The sequence below is a fragment of the Paenibacillus sp. oral taxon 786 str. D14 genome (assembly GCF_000159955.1).
Classification (GTDB): Bacteria; Bacillota; Bacilli; order Paenibacillales; family Paenibacillaceae; genus Fontibacillus; species Fontibacillus phoenicis.
Map to the genome: position 1 here is coordinate 147,603 of NZ_GG695974.1, position 833 is coordinate 148,435.

The 833-nt window shown below is 53.8% G+C and carries 1 protein-coding gene; it reads left to right on the forward strand.

The features are described from left to right. Positions 1-104: 104 nt before the first annotated feature. Entirely contained in the window at positions 105-698 is a 594-nt protein-coding gene (locus tag POTG_RS09300; RefSeq protein ID WP_009224578.1) for a GNAT family N-acetyltransferase, read from the forward strand. The last annotated feature ends 135 nt before the right edge of the window (positions 699-833 follow it).

Genomic DNA, 833 nt, shown 5'->3' on the forward strand with positions numbered 1-833 from the left:
ATGGGATCGCCTCTTTGCTTTTATTTCGGTAAAATCTTTAGAATATGAAGTGAATAGCTCCGATTTTGCAGGCCGATATGAAAAAAAGTGAAGGAGGGATTGCCATGGTCGAAGATATCGTCACCGTACCGTTAACCGCTGAAGATCGAGAGGAAGCCTGCCGGGTATTCGAGCAGACGATTCCAGAGGCGTTTGCCGCGGAAGGGCTTGGACATTTAATAGAAGATATCCGCGAGGAAATTGAGGGGAAAATCCAGCTGGTGGACGCAGCGCTTGGGGCTGCACCTGGCTTTGATTCACGCGGGGATGGGCCACAAGCGGTGGAGAGCCCTGTCTTTTTCCTCGCTGCGAAGATCGCTCGGGAGGTGGTCGGCATCATTTCCTTTGGCCCTTGCGGGAAGGAAATCAGGGAATGTACCCAGCACGCGTTGGACGATGTTGGCGAGCTGGGGAGCTTGTACGTGCTGTCCGCCTATCAAGGACAAGGCATCGGATCGGCTTTGATCGAGGCGATGGCGAAGGCGCTGCGGGAGCGGGGCATCGAGCGGTTCTGCCTCGACAGCGGCTACAAGCGGGCGCAGCAGAAGTGGCTTCGCAAGTTCGGTGAGCCTTATGCCGTGGCCAAGGACTACTGGGGGCCGGGGCAAGACCATATGGTATGGTTGTGTCAGGTGGAGGACTACGTGGTGCGCAGGTAGGGTTTCCGACTTCACTCGGTGCTGAAATAAGGGTAAAAAGTGGTCTTATTCTTCAAAATCAACACGTTCCTCGTAAAATAAGGCCCTAAAATGTCCTTATTGATCTCAAATCGGGCCAATACGGGACATTTCAGC

Bases quoted from the DNA above. Each gene is read 5' to 3' on its own strand.
- POTG_RS09300 (WP_009224578.1), top strand. From the start codon at position 105: ATGGTCGAAGATATCGTCACCGTACCGTTAACCGCTGAAGATCGAGAG.